Genomic DNA, 17,739 nt, shown 5'->3' on the forward strand with positions numbered 1-17,739 from the left:
TTGATTGATGTTTTGTATTGTTTTTTTGGTAAAAAATTATACCATTTACACGATTTCAAAAGGCTTTTTAAAATTTAAATTAGCTTAAATTATTGGTTGTTTGTGGGAATCTGCAAGTGGCTCAATAATGAATAAAGCTTTTTTAAATAAAAAATTAATCATCTCTATCAATATATCAAAAGATCAGTTTTTTAGTCCAACTTTTTCTTCGAATGTATCGGATGTATCAAAAAACTTTGGGATATACAAATCGCAAATAGAGTTTAAAATCGTAGAAAATCAGATAATGAAAAATAGTTCTGTGGCAAAAGATAATATAGAAGCCCTCCATATAATGGGATTTAAAATAGCTTTGGACGATTTTGGAGTTGAGCACTCAAGTCTGAATAATCTAAAAAATTTCAAAGTTGACAAGTTGAAGATAGACAGAATGTTTATAAAAAACATAGCTCAAGATAAAAATGATTTAAATATTGTAAAATCTATAGTAAATACGGCAAAACTTTTTAATCTCAAAGTACAGACAGAAGGAATAGAGACAAAAGAGCAATATCTGAAGTTAAAAAAAATCGGATGTGACTTTTCACAAGGTTTTTATCACTCAAGTGCCTTGCCTATGGATGAGTTTATACGTTATTATAATAAAACTTGATAATATAAAAACAAATAAAAAATTAAATAAGATTGAGAAATGAAAAACAATAATTTAATACGATTATCAAGCAGTTGCTACTGGAGTATGGAGACGGAGTCTCTCTCGGTAGGCGGGGTGGACATTAAATTGTCTATTTTGCAGAAAAAGTTGTTTAAATTTTTAGTTAAACATATAAATAAACCTGTTCTAAATCTAGATATATTTTATGAACTGCATAACTCATTAGATAAAGAGTTCAATGAAAAAAGTGTACGTAATTTTATAACAGGGCTTAGAAAATTAGCTCCATGTCTAAATCTTGTAAATATATACGGCGGGTATTATATGCTCAAAAGTGAGCAGATTAGTAAATATACAAAACTTAAAGAGCAGTTTTTTGAGATAATAGAGCAATCAAAAAATCCTATAGTTGTCACTAGCCCAAATGAATATGATAACCCCATAATTTATGTAAACAGCGCATTTTGTGAGTTGTTTGGATATGAGTATGAAGAAGCTGTGGGTCAAAATTGCCGCTTTTTGCATGGCAACGATATAGAGCAGGAAGCCCTTAAGCAGATAAGAGAAGCAATAAGCGCACAAAAACCGGTAGAGGCAAATATACGTAACTATACCAAAGACGGAGATATTGTTTATGAAGATGTTACGATAAGTCCGATTTTTGATAAACAAAAAGGGAAACTTAGCTACTTTTTAGGCATATACAAAGATATTACATCAATGCCGCTGTTTTTGGAGAAAGTTCAAGAGGTTCTTTAGAAATTTTTTATTCTACTGGAGATGTCACCTCTGGGGTGTATATTCAAATACAAATTAAATTACATAAACTTCTCAGCTATTTCTTGATACTCTATCGTTATCAAAACTTTCAAAGGTGTAACATTGTCAGAAAAACAAGACATAGAATTTGAAAATGCCGTAAAAGCCATGATGCTCCACATCGGTGAAAACCCTCAAAGAGAGGGGCTTTTAAAGACTCCTCAAAGGGTCAAAAAAGCCTATGAGTTTATCTTTGGCGGCTATAAAGAAGACCCAAAAGAGATACTAAAATCAGCACTCTTTACCAGCTCAAATGATGAGATGGTACTTTTAAAAGATATAGAGTTTTACTCTACATGTGAACATCATCTTCTGCCGATTATCGGGCGTGTGCATGTGGCATATATACCAAACGGCAAAGTGGTCGGACTCTCAAAAATTCCTCGTGTCGTAAATGTTTTTGCGCGCCGTATGCAGATACAAGAGCAGTTGACTGAACAGATAGCAGATGCCATAATGAGCACGATTAAGCCAAAAGGCGTTGCAGTCGTTGTTCAGGCAAGGCATATGTGCATGGAGATGAGAGGAGTTGAGAAAATTAACTCCACAACGACATCTTCCGCACTTCGCGGTTTGTTTAAAAAGGATGAAAAGACGAGAAGCGAATTTTTCTCTTTGATAAACTCTCCTACGGGTTCACGTTATTAGAGACCCGCTAAAAAAGGAGATTTTTATATGCCTCTCTCTTCGCTAAAAGATAAGATCTCAGATAAAAAATATTCGGTTTCATTTGGCGAAGTTGTTAAAATAAATGCAACCGTTATCACTGCCCGCGGATTAAAAGTCAGCATAAGCGATATTGTGAAAATTATCTCAAACGATACAAATCAAGAGACCATAGGAATGGTTACGGAGATTGACGGAAGCACCTTTTTTATTACGCCGTTTAGTTTCGTTGAGGGGTTTTGTTCAGGTGACAGGGTGTTTTTGGACCAGACGGGTTTAAATATTCCAGTAGGAGCATCTCTTTTGGGACGTGTTGTTGATCCTTTTATGAGACCGATTGACGGCAAAGGGAGTGTTAACAACTCAAAGCTCTCCCCAATCATAAAAGCTCCTATTGCCGCCATGAAGCGCGGAATGATAGATGAAGTGTTTAGTGTCGGCGTAAAGAGCATTGACGGGCTTCTAACATGCGGAAAAGGCCAGAAGCTTGGTATCTTTGCAGGAAGCGGTGTCGGAAAATCTACTTTGATGGGTATGATTGTGCGAGGTGCGAATGCTCCTATAAAAGTAGTGGCACTTATCGGCGAGCGCGGCAGGGAGGTCCCCGAGTTTATAGAGAAAAATCTCGGCGGAAACTTGGAAAATACAGTTATTGTTGTAGCAACATCCGATGACTCTCCTTTAATGAGAAAATATGGGGCGTTTGCTGCCATGAGTGTGGCGGAACACTTCAAGGATGAGGGAATAGATGTCCTCTTTATTATGGACTCTGTTACAAGATTTGCGATGGCGCAAAGAGAGATAGGTTTGGCACTTGGCGAGCCTCCGACCTCAAAAGGGTATCCGCCATCATCCTTGACGCTTCTTCCGCAATTGATGGAGAGAGCAGGAAAAGAGAGAGGCAAAGGCTCGATAACCGCCTTTTTTACTATTTTGGTGGAGGGTGATGATATGAGTGACCCTATTGCCGACCAGTCGCGCTCTATTTTGGACGGTCACATCGTGCTCTCACGCGAGCTTACCGACTTTGGTATATATCCGCCCGTTCATATTCTAAACTCGGCATCAAGGGTTATGAACGACATAATCTCTCCGGAGCATCTAAAGGCCGTGATGAAGTTTAGAAGGCTATACACTCTTTTAAAAGATAACGAGGTGTTAATACGCATCGGTGCATACTCAAAAGGGAGCGATGCGGAACTGGATGAGGCTATAGCAAAGAAAAAAGAGATGGAGGGCTTTTTAATCCAAAACTCTACTCAAAAGAGTGAATTTGAAGATACCGTAGCTACACTTCTAAAACTTATGGGGCCTTCATTATAGTATCAAAATCTCTCCACTTGTCTCTTCTTGGTCTCTCAAATTGAGCCTCTGAGATAGCAAGTTTTTGCTTCGTACTCTTCTCAAACTTCTTCATAATCTCAGATATTTCGCTGTCAATCCCGAAGATATCTATGTAGGAGTAGATTATCGCTTCCGCTGCTTTAAAATCCTTTTTGTTGTTAAGAGTTTTTATTCTCACATGGAAACTTACTCTCAGCAAATCTCCGATTTTGTTGCGCCTGCTATAAAGAGCGATTAGATTGCCGAGCGTTTTTTTAATCTCTTTTATATTTCCAGCCAATGCGTACTCTTCGCATTTTTGCATAAGTTTTGACCAGTGGTTTTCTAGCAGTTTGCCGAGCTCCACCGTTGTCAGGTACGGATGCAGATCTAAAATCTCATAACATGCTTTAAAATCGCTCTCCTCGTAAGCCTTTTGCAGAGAGAGGACATATTTGCATTTTGTTTGTAGCCCGGAGACTCTTTGTGAAATATCAGAAATCTCATTTACGCTAAGAAGAAGTTTTTTTGCTTTCTCGATATCGCCGCTTTTTATGTTAGCATCTATCTCTTGAAGAGTCTCCTCTATCTGATTGTTTAGCGCTATATAGTTTGGAATCTGTCTAAAGAGCTCATTTTTGTCTATAAGCTGATTTATTGTTTTAAAATCTCTCTTTTGAATCGCTTGGAGCAGCTCTACAAACTCTTTGTTTTGGGTAAGCAGAAGTTTTATCAGCGGTTTTTTCGATATGACTGTATTATACTCGGCAAGTAAAGCTCTGGCACCTGCGGTATTGTTTTGGAGTATATGTCTTTGTGCATTAGAGAAGGCGAGTTTGAAAACCTGCTCCATTTTTTTGTACTGTACTGTTCTTTTTAGTGGCTCAAACTTTGTGCACATCGCATATGCCAGAGCATATCTCTTCTCCAAAAATAGCGCTTGAAATCTCAGGTAGTTTTTAAAGGCGTCAAAGAGTTCCCTTGTTTTTATCTGTTTAGATTTAACATCTTTATAGATATCAAGTATTTGATGAGCCAGAGCCGTGTTTTGATTTATAAGAGCTTTTGTTGCCTCGTCATAACTCTTCTCAAACCTTGCTTCAACCATTTTATGTTCGTTTGAGCCTTGCAACATAGGCTCTTTTGTTATCAGTTCAAATGCTTTTTCTAGAGAGTTGTGGATAATAAGCGACCTTAATTTTGCAATTCCAGGAAGTTCTACATGTAGAATTTTATTGTTTGTTAGTGCGACTGCCAAAGAGTCGCCTTTTACGATATCAACCCTGTTTATCTGTACATCAAACTCTATATATTTGCTGTGGGCGATTTTATAATTTTTAATATCAACTATCGTAACTGTATTTGATTTGCCAACTATCATGATGTAGTTTGGATTTGACATGACAAGTATCTGTTTTATTCCTGAAAGTGGTGTTTTTATGCTTTTATAGCTGTCGTTTTCATTTAAAAAGATGATATCGACTGCTCCGTCTGATTTGCCGCAAATAAGAGTGTTTTCGTCTAAAAAGCAGATAGCGTCAATACGGTTTTTATTGTAAGTGATTACATTTTTATTAGCCTGTGTAAGCAAATCTATTACAAATACGGCGCCTCCATAGCCGCTACATGCAAATCTGTGTTTATAAAAAGCGAAGGAGCTTACAAAGTTTTTGTTATCTTTTATTTTTGACTCTATGTCAGCTCTGTCGTATGGAAAAGAGCAGAGTCTCGAGAGTAGTGACGACTGGTTTGTTTTGTACTGAAGCACCCTGCCGTGCTTGCTTCCAGCAATAATATAGGTAGAAGACGGGTCAAAGCCGATAATCTCTATCTCTTCGTCATTTACTTCAATTGTGTGGATTATCTCTTTTGTCTCTATATCAAGGATGTAAATTGCCTGCTTATTTACAAAAGCAAAAAGCTCTGAATTTGGGCTAAATGCGCATACGCTCACGTCAGAGTTAAGATACATGTTGGCAATGCTCTTCTTAACATCGCACTCATCGAAATCAAATATCTTCATTCCGTGAAATTTTGTATTGTAAGCGACTAGAGAACCGTTTAGGACTTTAAGTTCGGTTATATCTGATTTTGCACTCTGGCATTCATACATCTTAAGCATAAAATATTATAGATTAAAAATGTAGTATTTGAACTGAAAGTTTTGGTAAAGCGAGGAGTTTGAGCCGCATAAAGCGGCTCGGTTATTTTAAAAGTCTAGCATTTCAACTTCTGAGTATGCCTTCATTAGGTGTTTGCCCATTTGACCCTCATAAGCGTCCCATAAGTGGTAATCTTTTAGCTCTTCGTGAACTATCGGCTTCATTTCATAGCTCTCAATACCGTCTTCATACCCTTTTTTAGCAGCTGCAACGATGATTTTCATATAGTTTAAGAAAGGATCTATAAGTTTGGCTGCATCACTGTTTGAAGGTCCGTGTCCCGGAACATATAGCTTGTATTTTTTTAAACCATCTTCTTGATTTTTAATCTTCTCCAGCAGTTCAATGTTTTCAATTATACTAGACGACTCATCAAATGCCCCAAAACGATTTGTTATAAGGTTATCGCCCATAAAAAGCGTACTTGAGTTTACATGTTCGATTAAGATGTCTGTATCTGTATGCCCTTTTGTAAAGTGACGCATTACAAAAGTCTCTCCGTCAACAACAACTGTCTGCTTGTTCTCAACACCTTGTGTCGGGAATGCAAAAGGTTTTGTTCCCTCTAAGTTGCCAGTTAGTCTGCCAAGTATGCCGTACCATGTTTCAGCAGCATTCTCTTTTACCTGCTCTATCATATAAGAAAGTGCATATATTGGCGCATCGGGATACTTCTCCTGAATACTTTTATTTGCAAACCAGTGGTCGCCATGTTTGTGAGTATTGAAGATAGCTATTATCGGTTTTTTACTTACCTTTTCAATCTCTGCAAGAATTTTTTTGCCGACATTGTAGTTTCCGCCTGGGTCAATTACAATAAGTCCGTTTTTGCTCTCAATTACTGCAGGATTGTTCATAAATCATTCGTTCTCTTTGTTTGGCTCGAGCTCAGGTCCATGCATAACGTAGACATTACTGTTTACATTTTCAAATCTAAAATCACCTAGTGTTCCAAGTGTAAATGCGTTTAGCGATAGTGAAAATATAACAGCAAGTGAAGTTAAGAGGGTAATTTTTTTCATCTGTTCTCCTGTTTTTTTTGTGAGTGTTTAAAATTGCGGGGTTTATTATGTTTGTGTAGAGCCAATCCTCCGAAAACGGAGGATTGGAAAGTATGATTATGCTCTGCCTGAAAGCATACCGTGAATTGTCATCGGTTTAAGCATATAAACTTTTAACAACCACATAATCCATCTCTCTTTTGTAGGGTCAAGAGGGAATGAAGGTGTTGGTTTTTTACTCCAGTTAAACTCAGCAAGCATAACAGTGCCAAGTCCTGTAATAAGTGGACAAACTGTATATCCGTCATATTTAGCGGTCGTCTCTTTGCCGCCCATTGCAGCAATAACGTTTTCAACAACAACTTTGTACTGCTTACGAGCAGAACCGCCGGTTTTACCCATTGGTACACCAGCACAGTCACCAACAGCCCATACATTAGGGAAGAAAGATGATTGAAGAGTCTCTTTATTAACGGTAACCCAGCTGCCAGCTGAACCGATTTTTGATTTACCGATAACATCAGGTGTTTTCATTGGAGGAGCAACATGTATAAAGTCATACTTAAATGTAACAGGTTCGCTAACCTCTACTTCTTTAATAACTGGATCACCCATCTCATCTTCAAACTCTTTTTTCTCCATCCACCACTTGTTGAAGGTTGCTGTTTTAGCAGCAGAATCTATCTCAGCCAAGTTGTGCTTGTAGTTTACTTTAAAACCTCTCTCTTCAAACTGCTTAACAATTGGAGCGTTGTAATCTGGAATACCAAATAGAGCCCCGTTGTTTGTATTGAATGTAAGTTCAACTTTATCACGTACACCAGCTTCTACAAGACGAGCATGTGTTAAATACATGATTTTAAGCGGAGCACCGCCACATTTAATAGCCCCTCTTGGGTTAGTGAAGAGTGCTTGAAGCTTCTCGGAACCTGTATGAGCTTTAGCTTTTGCTATTAACTCTTGAATACCTTCCCAAGCTGCTACGGCACCATCTTGGAAGTAAATAGAGTGCACACCGTTTTGAGTAATTACTTTTTTTGTAGCCGCATTATCTTTTCCAGAAGATGTAATCTCACCCTCTAGGCCTTTGATAGCTCTATAGTTAAGATTTGCTCCCGCTGCTACTATAAGCTGATCGTAAGTTACCTCTTGGCTTCCATCAACTATAACTTTGTTGTTATCAGGGTCAACTGAAGTTACGCTTCCTTTGATTAGCTTAACACCGCTTGGAACAAAGTCGTCTCTTTTATAAACGATATCATCTATTTTCCAAACACCGCCAGCGATTAGAGTCTGCCCTGGTTGGTAAGAAACAGAAATAGGATCCGGCTCAATTACAGTAATATCTGCATCTGAGATAGAGTTATTAAGGCGCGCAGCAGTACTCATACCGGCTAAACCACCACCGATGATTACAATCTTACCTTTTACGTCCGCAGAAGCAGCGCTAGCAGTTGATGCGCCAACAGAAGCAGTTGCAATTACAGATGCTGCCAACGGGGACATTGTCAAATATTTTAAAGCCTCACGGCGAGACATAATCTCAGGATGTTTGTCTACTTCGTTTAAAATCTCTTCTAAAACCTTGTTCTTCTTCATGAATTTCCTTTTTTTGTGATAAAGTTATCAATTTTACAGCTTTGAGCCTTAAGATAGTTTTAAACATTAATCTTTTTGTTGCAATTATGCTATTTTAGGCGTTTATGTGTCAGTTAAAGAGGTAAATATTGTTTAATAATTATATATTTTATTTATAATAAGCTGGGCTGATACTCTTGAGTTGAACTCATTTTTAACAACACGATAACTACATGTTAGTTTTTTTTCGCTAGGCATATCAAGAACCTTTTTAAACTGTATAAGCTCTATGGAGTTCTTGTCGTAGGCAAACTGTTTAAGGATGATTTTTGAGTGGGAGCTCTCTTTGCCGAATGTTTTCATATCTACTATCTCTGCATCTTTTATGAGAAAAAGCGGACGGGAGTTTGCTTCGCCGTAAGGCTCGAAACTCTCAAGAAGATTTAAAAGCTCAAGGTCTATCTCGCTGCTTGGAAGTATGCCGACTACTTCATCAAGAGATTTGAAATCATCAGGATTTAGAATTGACGCGCTCTTGTTGATGGCATCTCTGAAGGCTTCTATGTTCTTTTCATCAAGTCCAACTCCTGCCGCCATTTTATGCCCGCCAAACTTTGTTAGAAATCGGCTGTTCTCTTTGATAAGGTTGTGTATATTCACATTTCCTATACTTCTGGCACTCCCTTTTGCGATACCATCTTTTATGCTTAGAACGATTGCAGGCTTTGAGAAGTGCTCAGAGAGTCTCGCGGCAACGATACCTACAACTCCCTCATGCCAACCCTCTTTTGCAACCACGATAACTGAGTCACTGCCATCTGCCAATATTATCGCTTCGGCTGTGTTGTCGGCTTCTGTCTCTTTTCTAAACTCATTAAGAGAGCTAAGCCTCTCGAATAGTTTGTACGCTTGACCTGTGGAGTCTGCTGTTAAAAACTCAAGCGCAATGCTTGCATCTTCAACTCTTCCAGCCGAGTTTATACGCGGAGCAATTTGAAAAGCTATGTCCTCTGATGTTATAGTTTTTTTGTTTAAAAAATCTCTTATTATTGCAGAGGAGGCTCTAGGCGAGTTCATTAAAACTTTCAACCCCTCTTTTACAAGCGTTCTGTTCATGTCGGTAAGAGGCATTATGTCGGCGATAATGGCAATTGAGAGGATGTCTAAAAACTGTTTCATATCTATAGTGAGATTTAGCTCTTTTTTTACTAATCCAAGGAGAAGCCATGCGACCTGTGCTCCGCATATCTCTTCAAACGGATAGTTGCATGTTGAGAGTTTTGGATTTACTATCGCATAGGCATGAGGAAGCGCATCAAGAGGCGTATGGTGATCGGTAATGATAAGCTCAATGCCTCTCTCTTTACAAATACGAGCTGCTTCAATAGCAGTTATGCCGTTGTCTACAGTTATTATTAAATCACTATCAACTCTTTTTAGGATGTTTGGACTGACACCGTAGCCGTCTGTGAAACGGTTTGGTATTATCGCCTCCAGAGGGTAGGGAATCTGTCTGAAAAAGTCAACCATTATGGCTGTTGAGCTAATCCCGTCAACGTCATAATCACCGACAAGCGTTATCTTTTTGCCGCTCTTTATCGCATCCGCTATTTTTCTGGCAGCTTTTGGAGCGTCATGGAGGAGTTCTGGAGTTGGTATTTGGGATAGTTTTTTGTCTTCAGTGTCAAATCTTTGACTAAGCAGCTTGTAGAGAGCCGCTTTATCCAGAATTGGTACATTATCAAAACGAAGTTTCTTTAGAAAAATTTGCATCTTTAAGGGCAAACTACTCTTTGTTTGATACACTTAGAGTAGCTTCAACAAATGCCAATATTGAAGGGTTCGGAGTCTGAAGTCTTGAAGTAAACTCCGGGTGGAATTGAACACCTAAAAACCATGGATGGTCTTTTATCTCAACCGCTTCTATAAGCCCGTCAGATTCTCCTGTTACTATCATGCCTGCATCTTCAAGCTGCTTTCTATAAGTAGGGTTTGCCTCATATCTGTGGCGATGTCTCTCAAAAATAGTTTTTGCTCCGCCGTAAGCTTTGCGTAAAATAGAACCATCTTTCGTGTCACAAGGATACTCTCCAAGTCTAAGTGTTCCACCCATAGGGGATTTGTGTGTGCGAAGCTGAGTGTTTCCGCTTTGGTCTAAGAAATTATCAATAAGATATATCATCGGATAAGGGGTTTCTTCATCAAATTCCACAGAGTTCGCACCTTTGAAACCAAGTACATTTCTTGCATACTCGACAAGGGTTAGCTGCATTCCAAGGCAGATGCCAAGGTAAGGGATTTTGTTTTCACGAGCATATTTAATAGCTTCTATTTTGCCCTCTACACCGCGATTTCCAAATCCTCCTGCAACCAAAACAGAGTCACAGTCGCTCAGCAGTGCTTCTGCTCCCCTCTCTTCTATCTTTTCACTGTCAACCCAGTGAATATCAACGCGTGTATCAAGATGCGCACCTGCGTGGATTAGGGATTCAGTCAAAGATTTGTAAGCCTCTTTAAGCTCAAGATATTTTCCGACAAAGCCAAGAACTATGCGATTTTTTGGTTGAACAATTTTTTTAACCAGAGAGTCCCATTTTTCCATATTTGGATTAAGGTCGCCCAAACCCAACTCTTTTGAAATAGGCTTTAGAATGTTTTGTCTCAAAAATGTAATAGGAATATCATAAATAGTTGCAGCATCAAGCGCCTCTATAACACTGTCTGCGGAGACATCACAGCTCATGGCAAGTTTCTTCTTAAATGTTTTTGGCAGTGCATTTTCGCTTCTTGCGATTATCATCTGAGGAGTTATACCGATACGGCGAAGCTCTTGAACGGAGTGCTGAGTAGGTTTAGACTTTAGCTCACCTGCCGCTTTGATGTATGGAATAAGCGTAACATGAACAAAAAATGTTCCCTCAACCTCTTCGTCATGTTTCATTTGACGAATCGCTTCCATAAACGGAAGACCTTCTATATCTCCTACCGTTCCGCCAAGCTCAACTATAAGAATATCATGACCCTCTCCAGCCTCTTTTATACGCTTTACAATCTCTCCGACTATGTGCGGGACAACCTGAATAGTTTGACCGAGATAGCCGCCTGCACGCTCTCGCTCAATAACTGCTGAGTATATCTGGCCGGTAGTAAAGTTGCTTGATTTAAGATATGAGGTGTCTAGAAATCTTTCGTAGTTTCCGATGTCAAGGTCTGTCTCTGCGCCGTCTTTTGTAACAAAAACCTCACCGTGTTCTAAGGGGCTCATTGTGCCTGGGTCAACATTTATGTACGGGTCTATTTTCAACATACCAACCTGTATGCCGGAGTGTTTAAGCAAAGTGCCAATACTAGCCGCTGTTATCCCTTTTCCAAGAGAACTTAAAACTCCACCGGTAACAAAAATATATTTAGTCATAAAATAGCTCCAAAATGTTAAACATAGCTGCGATTATAATATAGAGTCTCTTAAAATTAAGTATATGAAAAGTTTTAAAATACCAAGCTAAAAGGTTCTTTTGCTATAATAACGCCTCTTTATAGGTTTAAAAAATTGCAAATAAAATAATTGAAAGATTTTAATGGACTCAACACTTCTTTATATAGTTATGGCTTTGGGTGTTTCAACCGTACTTAACCTGTTTTTTAAACGATTCGGTATTTCACAGATAATAGGCTATATCCTTACGGGAACTATAATGGTGTATCTCTTTGATTTAAGACATATGAACAACTCCTCCACCCTTGAGCATATCGCCGAGTTCGGTATCGTTTTTTTGATGTTTACCATAGGCCTTGAGATATCTTTGGCAAAAATGTATAACATGAAAAATGAGATATTTTTAAACGGTTTTATGCAGGTTGGTTTTACTGCGCTAATCGTCTACGCCATCAGCCACTACATCTTTTCGCTTGAGTCTGTCTCTGCGCTTATTCTCTCGCTTGCTTTTGCACTCTCTTCAACAGCTGTCGTGCTTAGTTATCTAAAGAGCTCAAAAGAGATACACAACCCTTATGGGCAAAGGGCTACGGGGATACTCATATTTCAGGATATCGCCGTTATTCCTATATTGATTCTTTTGGGATTTTTAACAAGCGGCAGTGATCAGGGCGTTGTTTATATCTTAAGAGATACTTTTTTCAGTGCTGTTTTAATTATCGGTTTTATGTTTATCATCGGCAAGAGAGTAATGACGTGGCTTCTGCACTTCTCAGCTTCGAGTGAAGTTGACGAGCTTTTTATGGGCTCTGTTTTGTTTATCGTGGTAAGTGCCGCGCTTTTAGCCTCTTATATGGGCTTTACATACTCCTTGGGAGCTTTTGTAGCCGGAATGATTATAGCCGAGACAAAGTACCATCATAAAGTTGAAGCAGATATAGCGCCTTTTAAAGATATCTTGCTGGGCACGTTTTTTATAGTCGTGGGAATGAAGGTAGATGTGCTCTTCTTTATCGATAACTTCCTAATTATAGTCGGAATATTTGCATTGGTTTTAGTTTTAAAAACCATTGTCACATATCTTGTGCTGCGCATGACCTCTTCGCATGTCCTTTCTCTTAAGACCGCTTTGGCACTCTCTCAGGTCGGAGAGTTTTCATTCGTAATTTTTGCCGTTGCTAGCATGGGTGGACTGCTTGATAAAGAGCTGGAGTCGCTTTTTGTTCTTGTTGTTATCTTCTCGATGATAATTACGCCGTTTTTTATCTCTAAAATAAACAGATTTGTAAGCTATGTCAGCCGTCATGAGTATTTAGGGTTGGACGTCTCCGCTTTTGCTTCAAGACAAAATCATGTAATTGTCTGCGGATACAGTATTATCGGTAAATTCGTTGCTAAATATCTTGATGAGATTGGAGCCCCGTACGTCATAATAGACAACTCTCCAAAGCATATTCAAGAGGCGCTTGCAAACGGAAAAGAGGCATATTTGGGAGATATGTCAAAGCTCTCGCTCCTAGAGGCTATACATGCAGAGAGCTCTGCTGCCGTTATAGTAACGCTTGACAATATTGATAAAAAAAGAGCTATCTGCGAGGCTGTTTTAAAACATACGAAAAATATAAACCTTATAGTTAAAATTTCAACGCTTGAAGATAAGCAAAATCTTGAGGATTTGGAGATAACTTCCGTAATTGACGATAAGCTTGAAATCGGAAGATTGCTTGTTGAAAAAATGGGCAAGTGTAAACTAAAGAGCTAGAGAAGTGAAAAATATATATATTACTGACCTCGACCACACCTTTTTAAAAACCGACCTCTCGATAAGCGATTTCACAAGAGAGACTTGGAACGCAGAGGCTCAAAACTCCATAGTAAGCATCGCAACTGCGAGGACATACAAAAAAACTGTGCAGTTTTTGCAAAATATACATGTAAATGCTCCGATGATACTTCTTGATGGCGCACTTATTGCCACTACGGACAGAAAGACAATAGAGACGAAGTTTATAAACAAAGAGGTCGCTAATGCCATAATAGACGAGGGTGCTAAGTTTGCCATCTATCCGTTTATCCTCTCTTTGGCTGATAAAAATCTAAGCGAAGCCTTCTCCTACTCAACCGTTTTAAACCCGCATCAAGTGCAAGTTCTCAAAAACTATAAAAAAGATGACCATCATCACCAAGAGAAAAATCTTCGCGCAATGAGTGAAAACTTTAAGATTGTCTATTTTGGCGAGGAGAAACTCCTCAGAAGAGTTGCTTCGCATCTTGAGGGAATTTTTGGAGATAGTCTCAGATATATTCTCGCTCCAGAGGCGTATGTCGGATGCTATTTTCTGACAATGATTCATAAAGATGCGGATAAATCGCACGGCATAAGAAGTGTTAGTGAATATATAGGTTTTGATTTAAAAAAACTTACGGTTTTTGGGGACAACTTCAATGATGTAGGTATGTTTGAACTTGCCGGAGTCTCTGTTGCGGTTGCTAATGCTCAAGAGGGTGTGAAAAAGGCGGCAAAAATTGTTCTGCCTCACACAAACGACGAAGACGCTGTTGCAAAATATCTCAAAGGCTTAAAAAGTGCAAAATAGATCCGCCTTGATACCTATGTCAATCATAGGAGTTCTCTTTTTTATATTCGGGTTTGTCACATGGTTAAACGGCTCGCTAATCCCGTTTTTAAAACTTATCTGCGACCTTAACGAGTTTCAGGCGCTATTTGTCACTTTTGCATTCTATATAGCCTACACGGTAATGGCTCTGCCTATGGCTTATGTGCTTGAGAAAACGGGGTATAAAAACGGAATGGCTTTGGGCCTTGGCGTTATGGCGATAGGGGCTCTTCTTTTTATTCCGGCAGCGCAGAGTGCGAGTTTTGTGTTCTTTCTAACTGCGCTCTTTACGCTTGGAACCGGACTTACAATTTTGCAAACCGCTTCAAATCCATACGTCGTCTGCATCGGTCCCATAGAGAGTGCGGCTATGCGCATAAGCATTATGGGGATTATAAACAAGGGGGCAGGGGTTCTTGCTCCTCTGCTTTTTAGCGCTTTTATATTTTCCGATATCGGTTTTGGCGAAAATCTCACGGCAGATACAAAAGAGGCTCTAGCTTCAAAGCTGATAACGCCATATATCGTAATGGCGCTTATGCTCAGTGCATTGATAGCTCTTGTAAAGTTCTCTTCCTTGCCAGAGCTTGAGTTTCAAAAAGATAGTCAAAGCCAAGAGAAGAAGAGCATATTAGAGTTTCCGCGTGTTGTTTTAGGCGCTGCAGCAATCTTTTTCTATGTCGGCATAGAGGTGATTGCCGGAGATACCATCGGACTTTACGGGCAGCACTTGGGAGTTGAGAACTACACTTCGCTCACCTCGTTTACCATGATTTTTATGGTGGCTGGATATGCGGTCGGCATCACTTTTATACCTAAATATCTCTCACAACAGCAAGCACTCATCGGCTCTGCTCTTTTTGGGATTCTCTTTTTGCTTGGAGTTGTTTTTTCATCGCAAAGCCACGGAGTTTCAGAGGTTTTATGGGGCTGGAGCGGTATTAGAACCCTTCCAAATACGGTAACGTTTGTAGCGCTTTTGGGCTTTGCAAACGCTCTTGTCTGGCCGACAATCTGGCCGCTTGCGTTAGAGGGCTTGGGAAAATATACAGCGCAGGGAAGTGCGCTTTTGATAATGGCAATAGCCGGCGGAGCTATACTTCCGCTTATCTTTGGAAAAATTGCTCAAGTAAGCTCTGATATGCAAACAACATATCTTCTAGGCACGCTATGTTATGCTTTTATCCTTTTTTATGCGCTCAAAGGGCATAAAATCTCATCTTGGAGAAGAGCATAATTACCATTAACTCTAAAGGTTAATTTAAGTTATAATTTATATATATATATATATATAATCCTCGCACAATAGATAATAGTTGCTTAAGTTATTGTTTATTAATATTTTTTATATTAGAGGAGATGTAATGAAGGGTAAAATACTAGATTATAGTATTCAAGAGAGCAAAGGCTTAATTACGGGAGATGACGGAAACAGATACAGTTTTCAAAATTCAGAATGGAAGGCTGCTAAAGTACCGTCAATCAACCAAAGAGTAGATTTTGAAATTGACGGAAAAAATGCAATAGGAATATATCTTGACGCATCTTCTTCATTTGATACCGAAAAGATTAAATCTTCACTCTCGGATATCCAAAATTCAGAACTATTTACTAGTGCACAAGACAATGTAACTAGAGCTGTAAAGGCAGGTGCCCAAAATAAAATGGGATTTACGCTCTCTATCTTGATGGCAATCGCACTCTTTTTTCCAATTATAACAATACCGCTTATTGGTTCATTTAGTCTTATGAGTGATACATGGGGTAAAGTCGTATTTTTATTGCTTATTGTTCTCTCTGCTCTATTTTACTCAGGCGTTAAAAGAATCTTTGTAAAAATAGTTGTCGGTCTTGTTGCGACGATAGTAACACTTCTGTTTTATGATCTGTTTTCCGGCTTAACTCAAGGGAATGATTTAATGAATGCATTTGGCTCAAGACGCAGCAACGACATAGGTTTGTTTGCGATGCTTCGGTTCGGTGTTCTTTTTGTTATACCGCTATCAATAGCACTTCTTGTTCTTGGGTTCAAGTCAAAATATAAAGAAAATGTTTAAGAAAGGAAAACAGAATGAAAAATACATTAATAATCTCAATATCAGCGATAGCGGCTTCGGTTATTTTTAGCGGTTGTTTAGCGGATGTAGGCTCAGGGGCGAGAAATCTAAGCAGTGCAATGGATTTTGGAACAAGCGTTGGCAATATGTTTCAAACGACAGAGGTAAACGGTGCGAAGTCAAAAGAGTTCTCCAAGGAGAAGCTGACTTCATACAAGGCACTTGCCATTCAGTTTAAATCATCAGATTTGGCTTATTGGCGTGGTAGCAGTGTAGGGTTTGACGAGAATATAGAGACGGAGCTTATGAAGTCGGGTTTTAACACCTATAAATACAGTTCTGTAGACTCGGGTATTTCATACGAGGGTAAACCAGAGGCAATCGCAGAAGCGGCTAAAAAGTTTAAAAAAAAGGGGATTGATGCGTTTGTTACCGGAACGGTTGCTTCGTCACATGAAATCTCAAGTGGCTTTTCTAATACACAGAGTAAAATGCTTGTAACGGCTGCAAACTTCTCTATTGTAGATGTTATTACAGGTAAGACTATGGCTACTGTGAATATTGCTTATAAAAATGGTGTTAGCAACATAGAGTGTGCTAAAGATATATCTGCTGCACTTATAGGGATGATGGAAAATCCGGATATGGAGATAGCGAAAGCGTTTGAGGCGGCTAAGGCTAAAAAGTCTTAACATTCCCCACTTCAACACACATAGCCTTTTTGCTATGTGTACTTCAATTTTATAAAATACAATACGCTATAATGAGAGAAGATATATTTGTGGGTTTGCGATGCAGACCTTAGAGGCAAAATCTTAATAAAAATTTATAGAATGCGGACACATAACGAATAGATGATAACGCACACAAAACTCCCAACCGGCTTTGCATATATTGAGATAAAAAACTCTGCTGCTGAGGCAAAAATAGCGCTTCAGGGTGCACATCTTTTTCACTATGCTAGGGTAGGAGAGGAGCCGATTTTATGGCTTAGCGAAGAGAGTGATTTTGAGCTAGGCAAAGCTATCCGCGGCGGAGTTCCAATCTGCTGGCCATGGTTTGGTTTTAATGAAGACAGAACTCTGCCTCAACATGGTTTTGCAAGAACGGCTATGTGGGACTGCGTCAGCTGCAGCGAGATTGATGAGAAGAGTTCCTCTGTTATTTTGAGACTTACACACAGTCAAGAGAGTCTGAAGATGTGGCCCTACTTGTTTGAGCTGGAGTTACATGTGACTATTTCCCAGAGCTTAACTATGGAGTTAAAGAGTACAAATCTTGACCGCAATCCTTTTACAATAACGCAAGCTCTTCACACATATTTCGCACTCTCTCATATTTCAGATGCCGTTATAAAAGGGCTTGATAAAAAACCATATCTTGATGCACTGACATGGAAATCTGAGGTGCAAAAGGGCGATATA

General features: G+C 39.1%; 16 protein-coding genes. 10 read left to right on the forward strand and 6 right to left on the reverse strand.

Going from position 1 to position 17,739, the window contains the following annotated elements:
* Positions 1–127: 127 nt before the first annotated feature.
* The 4 genes from K0A91_RS09860 to fliI all read left to right on the forward strand — a co-directional run bounded on the left by K0A91_RS09860 (position 128) and on the right by fliI (position 3,463).
* A complete protein-coding gene (locus K0A91_RS09860; protein ID WP_295010020.1) occupies positions 128–652 on the forward strand; it encodes an EAL domain-containing protein in 525 nt (174 codons plus the stop codon).
* Between the two features lie 39 nt (positions 653–691).
* A complete protein-coding gene (locus tag K0A91_RS09865; RefSeq protein WP_295010021.1) occupies positions 692–1,414 on the forward strand; it encodes a PAS domain-containing protein in 723 nt (240 codons plus the stop codon).
* A gap of 123 nt (positions 1,415–1,537) precedes the next feature.
* Positions 1,538–2,122: a GTP cyclohydrolase I FolE gene (folE, locus tag K0A91_RS09870; RefSeq protein WP_295010022.1), complete on the forward strand. Its 585-nt coding sequence runs from the start codon at positions 1,538–1,540 to the stop codon at positions 2,120–2,122.
* A gap of 27 nt (positions 2,123–2,149) precedes the next feature.
* Positions 2,150–3,463 (forward strand): flagellar protein export ATPase FliI, encoded by a 1,314-nt coding sequence (gene fliI, locus K0A91_RS09875; protein ID WP_295010023.1) that lies wholly within the window; start codon positions 2,150–2,152, stop codon positions 3,461–3,463.
* On the opposite strand, the gene K0A91_RS09880 is transcribed toward fliI, so the two are convergent.
* From K0A91_RS09880 to K0A91_RS09905, 6 genes are all read right to left on the reverse strand, one after another.
* Entirely contained in the window at positions 3,444–5,576 is a 2,133-nt protein-coding gene (locus K0A91_RS09880; protein WP_295010024.1) for a WD40 repeat domain-containing protein, read from the reverse strand. The genes fliI and K0A91_RS09880 overlap by 20 nt on opposite strands.
* 96 nt (positions 5,577–5,672) lie before the next feature.
* On the reverse strand, positions 5,673–6,482 hold the full coding sequence (locus K0A91_RS09885; protein ID WP_295010025.1) for an MBL fold metallo-hydrolase: 810 nt from the start codon (positions 6,480–6,482) through the stop codon (positions 5,673–5,675).
* Between the two features lie 3 nt (positions 6,483–6,485).
* Positions 6,486–6,647, reverse strand: coding sequence for a hypothetical protein (locus K0A91_RS09890; RefSeq protein ID WP_295010026.1), 162 nt, complete (start codon positions 6,645–6,647; stop codon positions 6,486–6,488).
* Positions 6,648–6,743: 96 nt separating this feature from the next.
* Positions 6,744–8,225, reverse strand: coding sequence for an FAD/NAD(P)-binding oxidoreductase (locus tag K0A91_RS09895; RefSeq protein ID WP_295010027.1), 1,482 nt, complete (start codon positions 8,223–8,225; stop codon positions 6,744–6,746).
* Positions 8,226–8,357: 132 nt separating this feature from the next.
* Positions 8,358–9,977 carry a single-stranded-DNA-specific exonuclease RecJ gene (gene recJ, locus K0A91_RS09900; protein ID WP_295010028.1) on the reverse strand — a complete coding sequence of 540 codons (1,620 nt, stop codon included), beginning with the start codon at positions 9,975–9,977 and terminating at the stop codon, positions 8,358–8,360.
* Positions 9,978–9,990: 13 nt separating this feature from the next.
* Positions 9,991–11,619, reverse strand: a complete 1,629-nt coding sequence (locus K0A91_RS09905; RefSeq protein WP_295010029.1) for a CTP synthase — start codon at positions 11,617–11,619, stop codon at positions 9,991–9,993.
* A gap of 163 nt (positions 11,620–11,782) precedes the next feature.
* On the opposite strand from K0A91_RS09905, the gene K0A91_RS09910 reads away from it, so the two are divergent.
* The 6 genes from K0A91_RS09910 to K0A91_RS09935 all read left to right on the forward strand — a co-directional run.
* A complete protein-coding gene (locus K0A91_RS09910; RefSeq protein ID WP_295010030.1) occupies positions 11,783–13,402 on the forward strand; it encodes a cation:proton antiporter in 1,620 nt (539 codons plus the stop codon).
* A 4-nt stretch (positions 13,403–13,406) separates the two neighbouring features.
* Entirely contained in the window at positions 13,407–14,237 is an 831-nt protein-coding gene (locus K0A91_RS09915; protein ID WP_295010031.1) for an HAD-IIB family hydrolase, read from the forward strand.
* Positions 14,227–15,495 carry a sugar MFS transporter gene (locus K0A91_RS09920; RefSeq protein ID WP_295010032.1) on the forward strand — a complete coding sequence of 423 codons (1,269 nt, stop codon included), beginning with the start codon at positions 14,227–14,229 and terminating at the stop codon, positions 15,493–15,495. The genes K0A91_RS09915 and K0A91_RS09920 overlap by 11 nt, the downstream gene beginning before the upstream one ends.
* A gap of 127 nt (positions 15,496–15,622) precedes the next feature.
* Positions 15,623–16,315 (forward strand): hypothetical protein, encoded by a 693-nt coding sequence (locus tag K0A91_RS09925; RefSeq protein ID WP_295010033.1) that lies wholly within the window; start codon positions 15,623–15,625, stop codon positions 16,313–16,315.
* Between the two features lie 14 nt (positions 16,316–16,329).
* Positions 16,330–17,007, forward strand: coding sequence for a hypothetical protein (locus K0A91_RS09930; protein ID WP_295010034.1), 678 nt, complete (start codon positions 16,330–16,332; stop codon positions 17,005–17,007).
* A gap of 162 nt (positions 17,008–17,169) precedes the next feature.
* Positions 17,170–17,739: D-hexose-6-phosphate mutarotase (locus K0A91_RS09935; RefSeq protein ID WP_295010035.1), on the forward strand; the 570-nt coding region annotated here is incomplete at its 3' end.

The sequence above is a fragment of the Sulfurimonas sp. genome, from assembly GCF_019429335.1.
Taxonomy (GTDB): Bacteria; Campylobacterota; Campylobacteria; order Campylobacterales; family Sulfurimonadaceae; genus Sulfurimonas.